Annotated in this window: 16 protein-coding genes and 1 pseudogene; 7 read left to right on the forward strand and 10 right to left on the reverse strand. The window is 66.2% G+C overall.

Annotated elements, in window-relative coordinates; all coding sequences use genetic code 11:
- Window positions 1-152: 152 nt before the first annotated feature.
- Window positions 153-812, forward strand: a complete 660-nt coding sequence (locus tag ACQKLX_RS02630; RefSeq protein WP_427359223.1) for a Fe2+-dependent dioxygenase — start codon at window positions 153-155, stop codon at window positions 810-812.
- A 270-nt stretch (window positions 813-1,082) separates the two neighbouring features.
- On the opposite strand, the gene ACQKLX_RS02635 is transcribed toward ACQKLX_RS02630, so the two are convergent.
- A complete protein-coding gene (locus tag ACQKLX_RS02635) occupies window positions 1,083-1,610 on the reverse strand; it encodes a gluconokinase (RefSeq protein ID WP_427359225.1) in 528 nt (175 codons plus the stop codon).
- A 5-nt stretch (window positions 1,611-1,615) separates the two neighbouring features.
- Window positions 1,616-2,602, reverse strand: a complete 987-nt coding sequence (gene gnd / locus ACQKLX_RS02640; protein ID WP_427359227.1) for a phosphogluconate dehydrogenase (NAD(+)-dependent, decarboxylating) — start codon at window positions 2,600-2,602, stop codon at window positions 1,616-1,618.
- A gap of 212 nt (window positions 2,603-2,814) precedes the next feature.
- Between gnd and ACQKLX_RS02645 the strand changes: the two genes are divergently transcribed.
- On the forward strand, window positions 2,815-4,629 hold the full coding sequence (locus ACQKLX_RS02645) for a monovalent cation:proton antiporter-2 (CPA2) family protein (RefSeq protein WP_427359229.1): 1,815 nt from the start codon (window positions 2,815-2,817) through the stop codon (window positions 4,627-4,629).
- A 19-nt stretch (window positions 4,630-4,648) separates the two neighbouring features.
- Here ACQKLX_RS02645 and ACQKLX_RS02650 read toward each other — a convergent pair whose 3' ends face one another.
- Both ACQKLX_RS02650 and ACQKLX_RS02655 read right to left on the reverse strand, forming a co-directional pair.
- Window positions 4,649-4,939: a hypothetical protein gene (locus ACQKLX_RS02650; protein WP_427359231.1), complete on the reverse strand. Its 291-nt coding sequence runs from the start codon at window positions 4,937-4,939 to the stop codon at window positions 4,649-4,651.
- Between the two features lie 5 nt (window positions 4,940-4,944).
- Complete coding sequence (locus tag ACQKLX_RS02655; protein ID WP_427359233.1) at window positions 4,945-5,955, reverse strand: 1-aminocyclopropane-1-carboxylate deaminase; 1,011 nt, start codon at window positions 5,953-5,955, stop codon at window positions 4,945-4,947.
- Window positions 5,956-6,111: 156 nt separating this feature from the next.
- Here ACQKLX_RS02655 and ACQKLX_RS02660 point away from each other — a divergent pair, with 156 nt between their 5' ends.
- Window positions 6,112-6,576, forward strand: coding sequence for an Lrp/AsnC family transcriptional regulator (locus ACQKLX_RS02660; protein WP_427359235.1), 465 nt, complete (start codon window positions 6,112-6,114; stop codon window positions 6,574-6,576).
- Between the two features lie 122 nt (window positions 6,577-6,698).
- On the opposite strand, the gene urtE is transcribed toward ACQKLX_RS02660, so the two are convergent.
- The 5 genes from urtE to urtA form a co-directional block, all read right to left on the reverse strand.
- Window positions 6,699-7,394 (reverse strand): urea ABC transporter ATP-binding subunit UrtE, encoded by a 696-nt coding sequence (gene urtE / locus ACQKLX_RS02665; RefSeq protein ID WP_427359237.1) that lies wholly within the window; start codon window positions 7,392-7,394, stop codon window positions 6,699-6,701.
- Window positions 7,395-7,396: 2 nt separating this feature from the next.
- Window positions 7,397-8,161: an urea ABC transporter ATP-binding protein UrtD gene (urtD, locus tag ACQKLX_RS02670; RefSeq protein WP_427359239.1), complete on the reverse strand. Its 765-nt coding sequence runs from the start codon at window positions 8,159-8,161 to the stop codon at window positions 7,397-7,399.
- A 5-nt stretch (window positions 8,162-8,166) separates the two neighbouring features.
- On the reverse strand, window positions 8,167-9,306 hold the full coding sequence (urtC, locus tag ACQKLX_RS02675) for an urea ABC transporter permease subunit UrtC (RefSeq protein WP_427359241.1): 1,140 nt from the start codon (window positions 9,304-9,306) through the stop codon (window positions 8,167-8,169).
- Entirely contained in the window at window positions 9,303-10,904 is a 1,602-nt protein-coding gene (urtB, locus tag ACQKLX_RS02680) for an urea ABC transporter permease subunit UrtB (RefSeq protein ID WP_427359243.1), read from the reverse strand. Before urtB ends, urtC begins: the two co-directional genes overlap by 4 nt.
- A gap of 119 nt (window positions 10,905-11,023) precedes the next feature.
- Window positions 11,024-12,280, reverse strand: a complete 1,257-nt coding sequence (gene urtA / locus ACQKLX_RS02685; RefSeq protein ID WP_427359287.1) for an urea ABC transporter substrate-binding protein — start codon at window positions 12,278-12,280, stop codon at window positions 11,024-11,026.
- 672 nt (window positions 12,281-12,952) lie between these two features.
- On the opposite strand from urtA, the gene rnr reads away from it, so the two are divergent.
- The 4 genes from rnr to rpmG all read left to right on the forward strand — a co-directional run bounded on the left by rnr (window position 12,953) and on the right by rpmG (window position 16,770).
- Window positions 12,953-15,247 (forward strand): ribonuclease R, encoded by a 2,295-nt coding sequence (gene rnr, locus ACQKLX_RS02690; RefSeq protein ID WP_427359245.1) that lies wholly within the window; start codon window positions 12,953-12,955, stop codon window positions 15,245-15,247.
- A gap of 24 nt (window positions 15,248-15,271) precedes the next feature.
- On the forward strand, window positions 15,272-15,715 hold the full coding sequence (locus ACQKLX_RS02695; protein ID WP_427359247.1) for a DUF983 domain-containing protein: 444 nt from the start codon (window positions 15,272-15,274) through the stop codon (window positions 15,713-15,715).
- Complete coding sequence (locus tag ACQKLX_RS02700) at window positions 15,712-16,446, forward strand: NUDIX hydrolase (RefSeq protein ID WP_427359249.1); 735 nt, start codon at window positions 15,712-15,714, stop codon at window positions 16,444-16,446. The genes ACQKLX_RS02695 and ACQKLX_RS02700 overlap by 4 nt, the downstream gene beginning before the upstream one ends.
- Before the next feature lie 156 nt (window positions 16,447-16,602).
- Window positions 16,603-16,770: a 50S ribosomal protein L33 gene (gene rpmG / locus ACQKLX_RS02705; RefSeq protein ID WP_091828458.1), complete on the forward strand. Its 168-nt coding sequence runs from the start codon at window positions 16,603-16,605 to the stop codon at window positions 16,768-16,770.
- 104 nt (window positions 16,771-16,874) lie between these two features.
- On the opposite strand, the pseudogene ACQKLX_RS02710 reads toward rpmG, so the two are convergent.
- Window positions 16,875-16,968, reverse strand: a pseudogene (locus ACQKLX_RS02710) (TRAM domain-containing protein); the annotation flags it as partial.

The following is a 16,968-nucleotide window of genomic DNA, read 5'->3' on the forward strand; positions in this document are numbered from 1 at the left end:
CCTGAATTCCCGGGCAGTCAAGGAAAGAGCTACGGCTGAAAGCTTGATTTTATTGATTCTAAAGAAGCTTAGGCAGAACTTTGAAGGCACTGGTGATGGACAGTGTCTGCACCGCCGCCGCATGATGAGCGCACCCTCATGAAGGTCCCGCCATGATCCTGCCCATCGGCAATGTCCTCAGCCCTGCCGAAGTCGACGAGGCCCGCGCCGAGCTCGCCGCGGTCCGGTTCGAGGACGGCCGCAGCTCCGCCGGCTGGAATGCCAAGCTGGTCAAGAACAACCGGCAGGCGGCGCCGGGCACGCGCAGCGAGGCCCTGCGCCAGAAGCTCGCCGAACGCATCCTCGCCAATGAGGTCTTCGCTGCTGCAGTCCGACCGAAGGCGCTGACACCCCTGCTGTTCAGCCGCTACGAGCCCGGCCATGCCTATGGCAGCCATGTCGACGATGCGCTGATGGGTGGCCTGCGCACCGATGTCTCCGTCACCCTCTTCCTCGCCGCTCCCGAGAGCTATGAGGGCGGCGAACTGGTGATCGAAAGCACGTCCGGCGACGAGCGGATCAAACTGCCCGCCGGCTCACTGATCGCCTATCCGTCGACGAGCCTCCACCATGTCGCGCCGGTGACATCCGGCGAGCGCCTCGCCGCCGTCGGCTGGGCGCGCAGCTTCATCCGCGATGGCGGCCAGCGCGAGATCCTGTTCGATCTCGACCGCGCCAGGCGCGCTCTGTTCACGCGTGAAGGCAAGAGCGCCGAGTTCGACCTGCTCTCGAAATCAGTCGCCAACCTGATCCGGATGTGGGCGGACGACTAGGGCAGGTCCGCAACATCGAACGAAGGGAGCCGAGCAGGCTTGCAGGCAACGCCTAACGGGCGCAGGCTGCCAATCGGACGGGATATGCCCGTCTCATGTGAGCGGAGAGACATCCGTGCACACAGCCGATCGCTCGCAGGCGCCACTGCTGCCACTGATCCTGGCATATCTCCGGCACAGGATAGCGCTCCTCATGGCCTCGCTCAGGCCGCGCCATCGCGCCCAGGATATCGCGGCGCTGACCTCGTGGGACAGCGCCCCGCCGGGCGGTTAGCCGAGCCGCAGCTCCCGCACCACCTGCTCGACGATCGCCTCCTTGCTCGCCTCGACCTGGACGACGAGCGGGTTCTCGTCGGCGCCCGGCTCCTCGAGCGTTGCGAACTGGCTGTCGAGCAGTGCCGGCGGCATGAAATGGTGCTGGCGCGCCGCCATGCGCTGACCGATCAGTTCGCGCGACCCCTTGAGATAGACCAGCGCCACATCCGGCCGCTTTCCCACGATCACCTCGCGATAGGCCCTCTTCAGCGCCGAGCAGGTGACGATGCCGTTGCCGCCGCTGGCGCGCAGTTTGTCGATCCAGGCCGCGATCGCCGCCAGCCAGGGCTTGCGGTCCTCGTCGGTCAGCGGGATGCCTGAAGACATCTTCGCAACGTTCTCAGGGGGATGGAACGAGTCGGCATCGCGGAACGGCCAGCCCAGCCGCTCGGCCAGCCGCTCGCCGAGCGAGGTCTTGCCGGAGCTCGCGACCCCCATGACGACGATCACCGCCGGTTTCCCGGCGTCATTGGCAGATACCATTCGCGTCAGCCCTGCTTCTTCGGCTCGACATGGCCGCCGAAGCCGGCGCGCATGGCGGAGAGAATTTTTTCGGCGAAGGTATGGTCCTTGCGCGAGCGGAAGCGGGTGTAGAGCGAGGAGGTCAGCACCTCGGCCGGGGTCGCGGTCTCGATCGCCGCCTGCACCGTCCAGCGTCCCTCGCCCGAATCCGAGACATGGCCGGAATAGGCGCCGAGCTCCTCGTCGGCAGCGAGCGCCTCTGCGGTCAGGTCGAGCAGCCAGGAGGTCACGACCGAGCCGCGCCGCCAGACCTCGGCGATCTCGGCGACGTCGAACTCGAAGCCGTATTCCTCCGGCAGCCCGTCCTTGGCCGAGGCGTTGCGCAGGAGATCGAACCCCTCGGCGAAGGCCTGCATCATCCCGTATTCGATGCCGTTATGGATCATCTTGACGAAATGGCCGGCGCCGGCCGGGCCGCAATGCAGATAGCCCTGCTCGGCCGTCGGGTTGCGCCCCTCGCGATGCTTGGTCGGCTCGATCTCGCCCTTGCCCGGCGCCAGCGCCTTGAAGATCGGCTCCAGCCGGTCGAAGGTCGCCTTGTCGCCGCCGATCATCAGGCAATAGCCGCGATCGAGCCCATGCACGCCGCCCGACGTGCCGATGTCGAGATAGTGCAGGCCCTTGGCTTCGAGCTCGCGCCCGCGCCGGACATCGTCCTTCCAGAAGGCGTTGCCGCCGTCGATCAGCGTATCGCCGGGGCTCATCATTGCCGCGAGGTCAGCGAGCGTCTTCTCGGTGATCTCTCCAGCCGGCAGCATGATCCAGATCGCGCGCGGCGCCTGCAGCTTCGCCACCATCTCCTTGAGGTCGGCGACATTGACGGCGCCGTCCTTCGCCAGCGCCTCGCCCGGCTTCGGGTCGCGGTCATAGACCACGCAATTGTGCCCGGCGCGGTGCAGCCGCCGGACGATATTGGCTCCCATGCGGCCGAGGCCGACCACTCCAAGCTGCATCGCGAACGCTCCTGCCGCCGGCGGGAAGCCGGCTTTGGCGACGCTACATGCCCCGGCAAACAGCAGCCGGCAAGCGTTCGCCGGCCGGCACGCTAGCTGCATCGTGTTGTCCGGGCGCTCTGGCGGTCGAGCGAAAGCTTGCCTAAACGCAGTCGACGCCTTCTGTTTCGGAGGCACAAATATCCACAGCGAAGGCAGGCAAAGGGAGCGTTATGGCGGCGGAGGGTTTCTCTCAGGATCTGGTTCAGGCGGTCGGGCTTCTGGGGGCTGGCGTCATCGCGGTGCCTATCTTCCGGCGGCTGAAGCTCGGCTCGGTGCTCGGCTATTTCGCTGGCGGCCTCGTCATCGGCCCTTCCGGCATCGGCCTGTTCTCCAATCCGGAAAGCGTGCTCCACGTCGCCGAATTCGGCGTCGTCATGTTCCTGTTCATCATCGGGCTGGAGATGCAGCCCTCGCGGCTCTGGAACCTGCGCGGCGAGATCTTCGGCCTCGGCGTCGCCCAGGTCGGGCTGTGCGGCGCGCTCCTGACCGGAGTGGGTATCCTCGCCGGGTTGCCTCCCGCCGCAGCCTTCATCGCCGGCATGGGCTTCGTGCTCTCCTCTACCGCTGTCGTGATGCAGATGCTGAACGAGCGCGGCGAGGCCTCGACGCCGCAAGGACAGCAGGCGGTCTCGATCCTCCTGCTCGAAGATCTCGCCATCGTGCCGCTGCTCGCCGTCGTCGCCGTACTGGCGCCGGCCAAGGCGGCCGAGAGCAGCGGGATCATGCCGCTCTTGATCGGCGCCGGCTCGCTCATCGGCCTCGTCATCGCCGGCAAATACCTGCTCAACCCGATGTTCCGATTGCTCGCCAATGCCCAGGCTCGTGAGGTCATGACCGGCGCGGCGCTGCTCGTCGTGCTCGGCTCGGCGCTGGCGATGCAGCTAGGCGGCCTCTCCATGGCGATGGGCGCCTTCCTCGCCGGCGTCCTGCTCTCGGAATCCACTTTCCGCCATCAGTTGGAAGCAGACATCGAGCCGTTCCGCGGCCTCCTGCTCGGCATGTTCTTCCTCGCCGTCGGCATGTCGCTCGATCTCAAGCTGATCGCGCAGGAATGGCAGGCCGTCGCGCTCGGCGTCGCCGCCTTCATGCTGGTCAAGGCGGCCGGCATCTTCATCGTCGCCAAGCTGTTTCGCAGCCGCACGCGCAATGCGATCACTCGCGTTGCACTGTTCTCGCAGGGCGGTGAATTCGCCTTCGTGCTCTACAGCGCCGCAGCCGCGGCGGGCATCTTCGATGCGCGCATCAACGCCATCGCCAGCGCGATCGTGATCCTGTCCATGGCGTTGACGCCGCTGGTCGTGCTCGCCATCGACCGCTTCCTGCCGCCCGAGCGGGAATCGCTGGATGGTGTCGAACATGCCGAGGGCCTCAAGGGGCGCATCCTCGTCGTCGGCTTCGGCCGCTTCGGTCAGGTCGCGAGCCAGACCCTGCTCGCCCGCGGCTGCAGCATCTCGCTGATCGAGACCGACGTCGAGATGATCCAGGCCGCCGCGACCTTCGGCTTCAAGGTCTATTATGGCGACGGCACCCGCGCCGACATCCTGCACGCCTCGGGCGCCCATCAGGCCGAGGCGATCCTGGTCTGCGTCGAGAAGCGCGAGACCGCCAATGCGATCGTGCGGGTGGCGCAGGCCGAGTTCCCGCATGCCAAGCTGTTCGTGCGCGCCTTCGACCGTGGCCATTCGATGGACCTGATCCGCGCCGGCGTCGACTACCAGATCCGCGAGACCTTCGAATCCGCCATGGTCTTCGGTGGCGAGGTTCTGCGCGCGCTCGGCGTGCCGGAGGAGGAAGCTGCCGAGATCGTCGAGGACGTCCGCCGCCGCGACGCCGAGCGCCTCGATCTCCAGGTCGCGAGCGACATCCATGCCGGCCAGGACCTGATCCATTACGGCAACCAGCCGACCCCCGCCCCGCTCACCAAGCCGAAGTCGGCGGGCACGGTCATCGGCGACCTGCCGGACGCGGCGGGCGCCAGGCCATAAGGCCCGGCGCCGAGCCCTGTCAGGGGAACATCAGCGGCAGCGGCTCTGCCTGCCAGGTGGGCTCGACCGCGAGCAGCCTGACCTCGGCCGGAACAAGCCCATCGCCGATCGCCTCGGCGGCGAAGAGTTCGGCCGTTGCCCATGCAGGGAAGCCGACCGCGAGAAGCACGTTGCCAGGTGCGTTCCGGTCGCGGGCGACGAAGCTGAGCTTCGCCCGCCCGCCGAGGCCGAGCCGGCCGACCCGCGCGAGCAGGGCCTCGCGCAAATCCTCGCGCCCCACCGCGATCTCACAGAGGACGAGCGCCTCCATGGCGCTCAACCGTTGCGGAAGGTGTAGCTGTATCCATTGATCGCCGGCACGCCGCCGAGATGGGCGTAGAGCACCTTCGATCCCGCGGGGAAGAAGCCCTTCTTCACCAGGTCAATCATGCCCTGCATCGATTTCCCCTCATAGACGGGGTCGGTCATCATCCCCTCGAGCCGGGCCGAGAGGCGGATCGCCTCGATCGTCTCTTTCGACGGCACGCCATAGACCGGATAGGCGTAGTCCTCGTTCAGCACGATGTCGTCGGCGGTAATCTGCTTGCCGCCGACCAGCTCGGAAGTCTTCTGCGCGATATCGAGAACCTGCGCCCTGGTCTGCGCCGGGGTGAACGAGGCGTCGATGCCGATGACGTTGCGCTGGCGACCGTCCTTGGCGAAGCCGACGACCATGCCGGCATGGGTCGAGCCGGTGACGGTGCAGACGACGATGTAGTCGAATTTGAAGCCAAGCTCTTCCTCCTGCGCCCTCACCTCCTCGGCGAAGCCGACATAGCCGAGCCCGCCGAATTTGTGCACGGAGGCGCCGGCCGGAATCGCATAGGGCTTGCCGCCCTTGGCCTTCACATCCTCCAGCGCCTTCTCCCAGCTGGCGCGGATGCCGATGTCGAAACCCTCGTCGACCAGCTCGACATGCGCACCCATCACCCGCGACATCAGGATGTTGCCGACCCGGTCATAGACCGCATCCTCGTGCGGCACCCAGCTTTCCTGCACCAGCCGGCACTTCATGCCGATCTTGGCGGCAGTCGCCGCGACCATGCGGGTATGGTTCGACTGCACGCCGCCTATCGAGACCAGCGTGTCGGCGCCCGACGCGATCGCATCCGGGATGATGTATTCGAGCTTGCGCAGCTTGTTGCCGCCGAAGGCGAGACCGGAATTGCAGTCTTCGCGCTTGGCATAGAGTTCGACCCCGCCGCCGAGATGGGCGGAGAGGCGCGGCAGCTTCTCGATCGGCGACGGCCCGAAGGTCAGGGGATAGCGTTCGAACTTGGCGAGCATGGCGGGTTTCCCTTCTTAAATGGCCCGCAAACGCTAGCAAAACGTCCCTGAAAGGTGCTCCCGAACTTCGCTTCTGATTTTCTCTCTGCTTTCGTTAGAGCGGCAATCTGCTAGCTTCTAGCGACATCAATGGCAGCTAAAGCGGAAGAATCGTTCATGGAGGCAGAACTCGACCGGACCGACCTCAGAATCCTGCGTTTGCTGCAGGCGGACGGGCGCATGGGCAATGCCGAGATCGCCAAGCGCGTGAACACCAGCGCCGCCACCTGCCATCGCCGCATCCAGCGCCTGTTTGCCGAGGGCTACGTCACCGGCGTGCGCGCGCAGATCGATCCCCACAAGGTCGAGAAGGGCACGCTCGCCATCGTCGGCGTGGTGCTCGACCGCTCGACGCCGGAGAGCTTCGGCCTGTTCGAGGAGGCGGTGAAGCAGCTCCCGGTCGTGCTCGACTGCCACATCGTCGCCGGCGATTTCGACTATTTCCTCAAGATCCGCGTCCGCGACCTCGCCGACTTCAACAAGCTGCACGCCAGGACGCTGCTCGCTCTGCCCGGCGTGCGCCAGACCCGCACCTTCTTCGTGATGAAGGAGGTCATCGACAACGCGCCGCTGGAGTTTTGACCACTCCCCGTCATTCTCGGGCGGAGCGCAGCAAAGACCCGAGAATCTGATGACAAGAAGGCGCGGGCGGGAGCCTCCTCCGGCCTGAGATGCTCGGGTCAAGCCCGAGCACGACGTGCACGCTAAACCTGGATCAACCTCTGAACCTGCGCCCCGTCGAGTTCCGCCATCGGCCCGGCCAGCACGACCTCGCCGCGATCCATCACGAACATCGTGTCGGCGAGGTCGCGGGCGAAGTCGAAATACTGCTCGACCAGCACGATCGCCATGCCGCCCTTCTGGCGGAGGTAGTCGATGGCGCGGCCGATATCCTTGATGATCGAAGGCTGGATGCCCTCGGTCGGCTCGTCCAGCACCAGCAGCCTGGGTCGGGTGACCAGCGCCCGCGCGATCGCGAGCTGCTGCTGCTGGCCACCCGAGAGGTCTCCGCCGCGCCGGCCCAGCATGGACTGCAGCACGGGGAATAGGTCGAACAGTTCGTTCGGGATGAAGCGCTCCTTGCGGGGCAAGGGCGCAAAACCGGTTTCGAGGTTTTCCTTCACCGTCAGCAGCGGGAAGACCTCGCGGCCCTGCGGCACATAGGCGATGCCGGCGCGGGCGCGGTCCTCACTGCGCAGCGCCGAGATGTCCTCGCCGTCGAGGCGGATATGCCCGCCCGAGATCGGCTGGTGGCCGACGATGGCGCGCATCAGCGAGGTCTTGCCGACGCCGTTGCGGCCCATCACGCAGGTGACCTTGCCGATCTCTGCGCTGACCGAGACGCGGCGGAGTGCCTGCGCGGCGCCGTAATGGAGATCGATGGCATCCACAGTCAGCATGATTAGCGCCCCAGATAGACTTCGACCACGCGCTCATTGGCGCTGACCTGGTCGAGCGGGCCCTCGGCCAGCACCGAGCCCTCGTGCAGCACCGTGACCTTCACGCCGAGCTCGCGGATAAAGCCCATGTCGTGCTCGACCACGATCACGGAATGATCTTTCGCGATCTCCTTGAGAAGCACGGCGGTCTGCGCGGTCTCGCCATCGGTCATCCCGGCAGCCGGTTCGTCGACGAGCAGGAGCTTGGGGTCCTGCGCCAGCAGCATGCCGATCTCGAGCCACTGCTTCTGGCCATGGGAGAGCGAGCCGGCGAGCCGATCGCGCTTGTCGGCGAGCTTGATGATGCCGAGGATCTCGTCGATCCGCTTCTGCTGCGGCCCTTCCGTCTGCCAGAATAGCGTCTTCAGCACCGTGCGCTTCGATTTCAGCGCCAGGAGGATGTTGTCCTCGATGGTGTGGAAGTCGAACACGGTCGGCTTCTGGAATTTGCGGCCGATGCCGAGATTGGCGATCGCCGCCTCGTCGAGCCGGGTCAGATCGACCGAGCCGCCGAACATCACCGTGCCTTCGTCCGGCCGGGTCTTGCCGGTGATGATGTCCATCATCGTCGTCTTGCCGGCGCCGTTCGGGCCGATGATGGCGCGCATCTCGCCGGGCTCGATCGTCAGAGACAGGCCGCGGATCGCCTTGAAGCCGTCGAAGGAGACGCTGACGCCGTCGAGATAGAGCAGCGAGGAAGTGAGAGCACCGGGTGTGGGAGCATTCATCTAATTCACTCCGCCGGGGCCGGCTCGGCCGCCGGCATCGCTTCGGGCTTGCGGCGCTTCTCCCACCAGCCCTGCACGGTGCCGAGAATGCCCTTCGGCATGAACAGGGTGACGAAGACGAAGAGCGCGCCCAGTGCGAACAGCCAGTACGGCGCCATGAAGCCGGAGGTGAACATCGTCTTGGCCCAGTTGACCACGACGGCCCCGAGCGCCGCACCGACCAGCGAGCCGCGACCGCCGACAGCGACCCAGATCACGGTCTCGATGGAGTTGGCCGGGGCGAATTCGCTCGGGTTGATGATGCCGACCTGCGGCACATAGAGCGCGCCGGCGACGCCGGCCATGCAGGCCGAGACGGTGAAGACGAAGAGCTTGAAGCGATCGACCCGGTAGCCGAGGAAGCGCGTGCGCGATTCCGCGTCGCGGATGGCGATCACCACCTTGCCGAGCTTGGAGGTGACGATGCCGCGGGCGATCAGGAAGCCCGAGATCAGCATGGTGCAGGTCATCGCGAACAGCGCCGCGCGCGTGCCCTGCGCTTGCACGTTGAAGCCGAGGATGTCCTTGAAGTCTGTCAGGCCGTTATTGCCGCCGAAGCCCATGTCGTTGCGGAAGAAGGCGAGCAGCAGCGCATAGGTCAGCGCCTGGGTGATGATCGAGAGATAGACGCCGGTGACGCGGCTGCGGAAGGCGAACCAGCCGAAGACGAAGGCGAGCAGGCCGGGGACAGCCAACACCATCAGCATCGCGAAGGGGAAGGACGAGAAGCCGTACCAGTACCAGGGCAGCTCCTGCCAGTTCAGGAAGACCATGAAGTCAGGCAGGATCGGATTGCCATAGACGCCGCGCGAGCCGATCTGGCGCATCAGGTACATGCCCATCGCATAGCCGCCGAGCGCGAAGAAGGCGCCGTGGCCGAGCGAGAGGATGCCGCAATAGCCCCAGACCAGGTCGAGCGAGATCGCCAGCAGCGCGTAGCAGAGATATTTGCCCCAAAGCGACATGGTCGCGGTCGAGACATGCAGGGGCGAGCCGGCCGGCATCAAGAGGTTCGCCAGCGGCACCAGCAGGCCGATCGCCGCGACGCTGGCGAGGAAGGCGTAGCCCCGCCTGTCCATGTTCGAGAGCAGGAAGCGCGTGATCATGCTTCCACCGCCCTGCCCTTCAGCGCGAACAGGCCGCGCGGGCGCTTCTGGATGAACAGGATGATGAAGACGAGCAGCGCGATCTTGCCGAGCACGGCGCCGGCATAGGGCTCCAATAGCTTGTTGGCGACGCCGAGGCTCATGGCGCTGATGAGCGTGCCCCAGAGATTGCCGACGCCACCGAAGACCACGACCATGAAGCTGTCGATGATGTAGCTCTGGCCGAGATTGGGGCTGACATTGTCGATCTGCGAGAGCGCGACGCCGGCGAGGCCCGCCACCCCTGAGCCGAGCCCGAAGGTCAGCGCGTCGATGCGGCCGGTGCGGATGCCCATCGCCGAGGCCATGCGCCGGTTCTGGGTGACGGCGCGCATCTGAAGGCCCATCGGCGTCAGCTTCAGGATCGCCAGCAGCGCCGCGAAGACCAGCGCGGCGAAGACGATGATCCAGAGTCGGTTCCAGGTGATGGCCAAGCCGCCAAGCTCGAAAGCACCGGACATGAAGCTGGGCGCGCCGACCTCGCGATTGGTCGGCCCGAAGGCGGTGCGCACCGCCTGCTGCAGGATCAGGCTGATGCCCCAGGTCGCGAGCAGCGTCTCCAGCGGCCGGCCATAGAGGAAGCGGATGACGCCGCGCTCGATCGCGATGCCGACCGCGCCGGCGACGATGAAGGCGGCCGGCAGCGCGATCGCCAACGACCAGTCGAACAGATAGGGCGCGTTCGCCCGGATCAGCTCCTGCACCACGAAGGTGGTGTAGGCGCCGAGCATCACCATCTCGCCATGCGCCATGTTGATCACGCCCATCACACCGAAGGTGATGGCGAGGCCGATCGCGGCGAGCAGCAGCACCGAGCCGAGCGAAAGCCCGTACCAGAGATTCTGCCCGGCCCGCCACAGAGCGAGCTTGCCCTCGATGTCGGAGATGGCGCGCGCCTGCGCTTCCTTGAGGCCGGGCGTCGCATCACCCGGCAGGGCTCGCAGCGTCGCCAGCGCATCCTGGTCGCCGCGCTCGCGCAGCACGTCGACGGCGGCGATGCGGTCGAAGGGCGGGGCGTCGGTCTTGATGATCAGGATCGCAGCCTGCGCCTCGCGCAGCGCCCGGCGCGCCCGGTCGTTGGTTTCCTTGGCGATGGCGGCTTCGAGGACCGGCAGCACCGAAACGTCACGCGCCCGGAACACGGCTTCTGCTGCAGCGACGCGCTTGGCCGGATCGGGGTTGATCAGCCCGAGGCTGCCAAGAGCGCCCTGGATCACCCGCCGCACATTGTTGTTCAGCCTGACCGGGTTGAGCCCGGCCGACGCGGCGGCGAGTGCCTGCCCGGTCCTGGCGTCGACGAAGCCGCCTTCCTTGGTCTTCACAGCGACCGCTCCGCCGCCGGCGAGCAGCCGGCCATCGGCCAGCGCCTCGATGATCACGGCCGCATTCGGATGGGCGCTCTGGACGAGGATGTCGATGGCGCGCGCCGTGTCCGAGAAGCTGTCGGCGTTGAGCCGCGCGAAGGCGTCGTCGGCGCTCTGCGCGAACACGATGGCCGGCGCGAAGGCGAGCGTCATCGCGAGCGCAAGCGTGCGCAGGAGGCTGGGGAGAATCCGCATGTCTCGCTTCGATTGGCTGGTCGACTGTCCGCATGCCGCCGGCCGATCCGGCGGAATGCTCAGGCAATTCGAAGGGCGGCCGGGCGTTGATCGACCGTGCCGCCCTTCCCCCTCTTAACTCAGGCGCCGCCGCACTTGCCGGTCTTGACGTTGAAGTTGCCGCACTTCTTCTCGACCCAGTCGCCGACCAGATCCTTGGAGCCGTCGAGCTCCTTCGACCAGGCGTCGCCGGCGACGAGACCGGTCTTCGAGACCACGTCGAACTGGCCGTCGGCCTTGATCTCGCCGATCAGCACCGGCTTGGTGATGTGGTGGTTCGGCAGCATCTTCGAGACACCGCCGGTCAGGTTCGGGGCCTCGATGCCGGGCAGCGCGTCGATGACCTTGTCCGGATCGGTGGACTTGGCCTTCTCGACCGCCTTCACCCACATGGCGAAGCCGATGACATGGGCTTCCATCGGGTCGTTGGTCACGGCCTTGTCGTTCTTCTTGAAGGCCTTCCACTGCTTGATGAAGGCCTCGTTCTCCGGCGTCTTGACCGACTGGAAGTAGTTCCAGGCGGCGAGATGCCCGACCAGCGGCTTGGTGTCGATGCCGGCGAGCTCTTCCTCGCCGACCGAGAAGGCGACGACCGGGATGTCGGTCGCCTTGATGCCCTGGTTACCGAGCTCCTTGTAGAAGGGAACGTTGGCGTCGCCGTTGATGGTCGAGACCACGGCGGTCTTCTTGCCGGCGGTGCCGAACTTCTTGATGTCGGAGACGATGGTCTGCCAGTCGGAATGGCCGAACGGCGTGTAGTTGATCAGGATGTCCTCCTTCTTCACGCCCTTGGCGAGAAGATAGGCCTCCAGGATCTTGTTGGTCGTGCGCGGATAGACATAGTCGGTGCCGGCGAGCACCCAGCGCTCGACCTTCTCTTCCTTGGCGAGATAGTCGACGGCGGGAATAGCCTGCTGGTTCGGGGCGGCGCCGGTATAGAAGACGTTGCGTTCGCTCTCCTCGCCCTCGTACTGGACGGGATAGAACAGAATCGAGTTCAGCTCCTTGAACACCGGGAGCACTGACTTGCGCGAGACCGAGGTCCAGCAGCCGAACACGGCCGCGACCTTGTCCTTGACGATCAGCTCGCGCGCCTTCTCGGCGAAGAGCGGCCAGTTCGAGGCCGGATCGACCACCACCGCCTCGAGCTTCTTGCCGAGCACGCCGCCCTTCTTGTTCTGCTCATCGATGAGCATGAGCATGACGTCCTTCAGCGTCGTCTCCGAGATCGCCATCGTGCCGGAGAGCGAGTGCAGGATGCCGACCTTGATCGTCTCTTGCGCCGCCGCCGGCAGCAGCGAGGAGAGAACCGTGGCGCCCGCGAAGGCGGCGCCGATGACCGTGCGACGAGTGAGTTTCACTGCGATGTCCCCTGAGGTCCCTGTTGACCGCGCCCTTGCCGGGCGCCAGCTGCCGTTCCGGCTGGCGGGGAAGATCGCAAGCGACGTGCCAACCTCGCGCCGAGCGATCGGGACAGCACAACAAGCCGTGTTCAGTACGACTTTTGAAGCGATTTCCTGCCGACAGGCTGCGATCCGGCGCAAGGAACATGCGCCGAGACCTTGGAAGACCACGAAATAGGCAGAATAACCGCTCACGAATTAGGCAAGTCGGCTCGACTGCGGCTTACTGCCTGATTTTATTGCAGCAACACCATCTGTGAGCCGCCGAATCTTTACCGTTTACGTCGCGCTTGGAATCACCCTAGCCTCTCCTTGTCGGTAACAACTGAAAGGAGGTGATCCAGTGTCTCATTGTCATCAACCGCTGTCGCGGGGGGCGCATGGCCTGGACTCGTCCCATGAGGGGTTCGGTTGCGCGTGAGTTTCCGTGACGCTTAGCCCTGTTACCGGGGCTGCGGTTCGGCAATGGAAGGGCTGCCCGCAAGGGCAGCCCTTCTCCTTTTCGGGCAGTAGTTCTGCACAGGCCGTTCTGGCGCGTCCGGTTACGGCGTGGCAGAAACCAGCCATGATCTTCGCGCCCAGCCGCAGCTGACGAGGCCCGCGCCCTTGCCCCGTCCCGACGCCGACCTCTCCCGTGACGCCATCCTCGCCTTCATCGAGGAGGAGCGCGCCGCCGGCCGCGAGCCCGGCCGGCGCGACATCGCCAAGGCCTTCCAGCTCGACGCCGGCGGCAAGATCTGGCTGAAGCGCCTGCTGCGCGAGCTCGAGCTGGAAGAGAATGGCGGCTCGGGTCCGGTCAAGCCGCACGCCGCCCTCCCCGCTGTCCTGCTCTGCGAGGTGAAGTCGCGCGACCGCGAGGGCGATCTCGTCGCCGCCCCGCTCGAATGGAACGAGGACGATCAGGGCGAGGCGCCGAAGATCCTGCTCGAACGCCAGCGCGAATTCCGCCGCAAGCCCAAGACACCGACCGCCGCCGCTCCCGGCATCGGCGACCATGTCCTGCTCAAGCTGACCAAACTGCGCGGCGTCGACGGCTATCAATGGTCCGGCCGCACCCTCAAGGTGATGGGCAAGGCCAAGGCGCAGGTGCTCGGCATCTTCCGCGCTTTGCCCGATGGCTCGGGCCGGCTCGTTCCCGTCGACAAGAAGGCGCAGGGGCGCGAGGCACTGATCCCGAAGGGGCAGACCGGCAACGCGGAGGACGGCGATCTCGTCTCGGTCTCCCTCGCTCGCGAAAGCCGGTTCGGGCCACCTCAGGCGAGAGTGCGCGAGCGGCTCGGCTCGCTGAAATCGGAGCGCGCGGTCTCGCTGATCGCAATCCACGCCCACGGCATCCCGAACGAGTTCCAGCCGGCGACGCTCGCCGAGGCGGAGGCCGCCAGGCCCGCGACGCTTGCCGCCCGCGAGGATTGGCGGACGCTGCCGCTGATCACCATCGACCCGGCCGACGCCAAGGACCATGACGACGCCGTCCATGCTGCGCCGGACGACGACCCCGACAATCCCGGCGGCCATATCGTCACCGTCGCCATCGCCGATGTCGCGTCTTACGTCCGCCCCGGCTCGGCGCTCGACCGCGAGGCGCTGGAGCGCGGCAATTCGGTCTATTTCCCCGACCGCGTCGTGCCGATGCTGCCGGAGCGGATCTCGAACGATCTCTGCTCGCTGCGCGGCGGCGAGGACCGGCCGGCGCTAGCCGTCCGCCTGATCCTCAAGGCCGACGGCAGCAAGAAGAGTCATTCCTTCCACCGCATCATGATGCGCTCGGCGGCCAAGCTCTCCTACCAGCAGGCCCAGGCGGCGATCGACGGCAAGACTGACGATCTGACCGGCCCAATCCGGCAGAGCATCCTGATGCCGCTCTGGGCCGCCTACGGTTCGGCCGCCCGCGCCCGCGACGCCCGCCAGCCGCTCGATCTCGATCTGCCCGAGCGCAAGCTCGTCCTCGATGCCGACGGCAAGGTCACCCGCGTGATCGTGCCGGAGCGGCTCGCCGCGCATCGGCTGATCGAGGAGTTCATGATCCTCGCCAATGTCGCCGCGGCCGAGAGTCTGGAGAAGGCAAAGAGCCCGCTGATCTATCGTTGCCATGACGAGCCTTCGCTCGAAAAGATGCGAGCGCTCGGAGAGGTACTGGCCTCGATCGGCATCAAGCTGCCCAAGGACGCCGCGCTCAGACCCGTGCTGTTCAACCGGATCCTCGCCATGATCAAGGGCTCGGAAAACGAGCTCTTGATGAACGAGGTCGTGCTGCGCACCCAGGCGCAGGCCGAGTACGTCGCCGAGAATTACGGGCATTTCGGCCTCAATCTGCGCCGCTACGCCCATTTCACCTCGCCGATCCGCCGCTATGCCGACCTGATCGTGCATCGGGCGCTCATCTCAGCCCTCAAGCTCGGCGATGACGGCCTGCCGAAATCGGTGACGCTCGCCGAGCTGCGCGAGGTCGCGACGAGGATCTCGGCGGCCGAGCGGCGCGCCATGGCGGCCGAGCGCGAGACCACCGACCGACTGATCGCGCATTTCCTCGCCGACCAGATCGGTTCGAGCTTCGACGGGCGCATCGCCGGGCTCAACCGCGCCGGCCTTTTCGTCAAGCTCGACGACACCGGCGCCGACGGCTTCATCCCGGCCTCGACCCTGGGCGCCGACTACTACCGCCATGACGAGCGCGCCCACGCGCTGGTCGGCGACCGCACCGGCGAAAGCTGGCGTCTCGGCGACCGTGTCCATGTCAAACTGGTCGAGGCGGCGCCGGTCGCAGGAGCGCTCAGATTCGAGTTGCTCACAGACGGCAGGCCCGCGACATCCGACCGCTCTGGCAAAAGGTCACGGCCTGCTTTACCTATGGGGCGAAAGCAGGGCCGCCCCCCACCCAAACGATCGGGCCGCAAGCGCTGACGCCCTGCACAACGAAGACATCCCATGTCCATACATTGTCACCAACCCAAGCCGGTCCAGGCTCGCGACTGGCGTCAGGCCATGCGTCGCGGCCTTTTCGGCCGTTGCCCGAACTGCGGCCAAGGCAAGCTCTTCCGCGGCTTCCTGAAACCGGTCGATTCCTGCGAGGCCTGCGGCGAGAGCCTGCACCACCAGCGTGCCGACGATCTGCCGCCCTATATCGTCATCACCATCGTCGGCCATGTCGTCGTCGGCGGCATCCTGCTGGCGGAGAAATACGCCAACTGGTCGATCGCCCTGCATCTCTGGGTCTGGCTGCCGCTGACCGTCTTCCTCAGCCTGGCGCTGATGCAGCCGGCCAAGGGCGCGGTCATCGGCCTGCAATGGGCCTTGCGCATGCACGGCTTCGGCGGCGCCATGCCCAAGCCCGAGCGTCAGCCCGCGATGAAGGCCGTGGGGGGCCGATGAGCGACCATACCGTCACCCTGACCCAGGCCGAGCGGGCGCGCACCAACGTCAACCTGCGCCCGCGCGACGCCGCGACCATGCTGATCCTCGACCATTCCGGCAAGAAGCCCAGGGTGCTGATGGGCAAGCGCCATCCCGGCCACAAATTCATGCCGGGCAAATACGTCTTCCCGGGGGGGCGCATCGAGGCCGGCGACCGCCGCATGGCCGCGACCGGCGCCCTCTCCGCCCCTTGCGAGCAGCGCCTGCTCGCCCGCTGCGTGCGCCCGAGCGTCCAACGCGGCCGGGCGCTGGCGCTGGCTGCGATCCGCGAGACCTTCGAAGAGACCGGCCTCATCTTCGGCAGCGCCGATTACGGCTCGCCTGAGAGCGCGCCAGAGGGCGTCTGGGCCGACTTCGCCGCCAAGGGCGTCTTCCCCGATCTCGGCGCCGTCACCTTCGTCGCCCGCGCCATCACCCCGCCACGCCGGCCCAAGCGCTTCGACACCCGATTCTTCGCCGTCGACGCCCGCGCCGTCGCCGGCAAGGTCGAGGGCGTGATCGGTCCCGATTCGGAACTCGTCGATCTTGTTTCCGTCACCTTCGACGAGGCGCGCGAACTCGACCTGCCGACCATCACCAAGGTGATCATCGCCGAGGTTGAGGAGCGCCTGAAGGCCGGATTCGCCCAGTATCTGCCGGTTCCGTTCTATTGGGAGAAGCGTGGCAGCTTCGTGCGCGAGCTGCTCTGACGCAAACGGGCGGCGGAAAATCTGGACCTGCGCCCGATATTCCTTGACTTGCCGACGCCGATACGGCATTCCGACGCCCATCGGATTGCCGGGCTCGCCCGGCCGTTTTGTTTTTTGCGCGGGCCCAGGCGGCCCCATCTGTTCGAGGGCTCCGCCATGGCCAAGGCCGTGACCATCAAGATCAAGCTCATCTCGACCGCGGACACCGGGTACTTCTACGTGACCAAGAAGAACTCGCGTACCATGACCGAGAAGATGTCGAAGAAGAAGTACGACCCGGTCGCGCGCAAGCACGTCGAGTTCAAGGAAACCAAGATCAAGTGAGGCCAACTGCCTAACTGATTGGATTTCCTGTCGAAAAGCCGCCCTGTCTCAGGGCGGCTTTTTCGTTTCGGTCACATGCCCATCTGGCGTCCTGGAAAGCCCGCATAGGGCGTCTTGCCGGCGAGCTGGCCGGGATGGCGGCCGGTCCGCTCGAGCAGCACTTCGACAGTACGCCCGACCATGGCGTGATTGAACTCC

The sequence above is a fragment of the Allobosea sp. NPDC003192 genome, assembly GCF_050275675.1.
Taxonomy (GTDB): Bacteria; Pseudomonadota; Alphaproteobacteria; order Rhizobiales; family Beijerinckiaceae; genus Allobosea.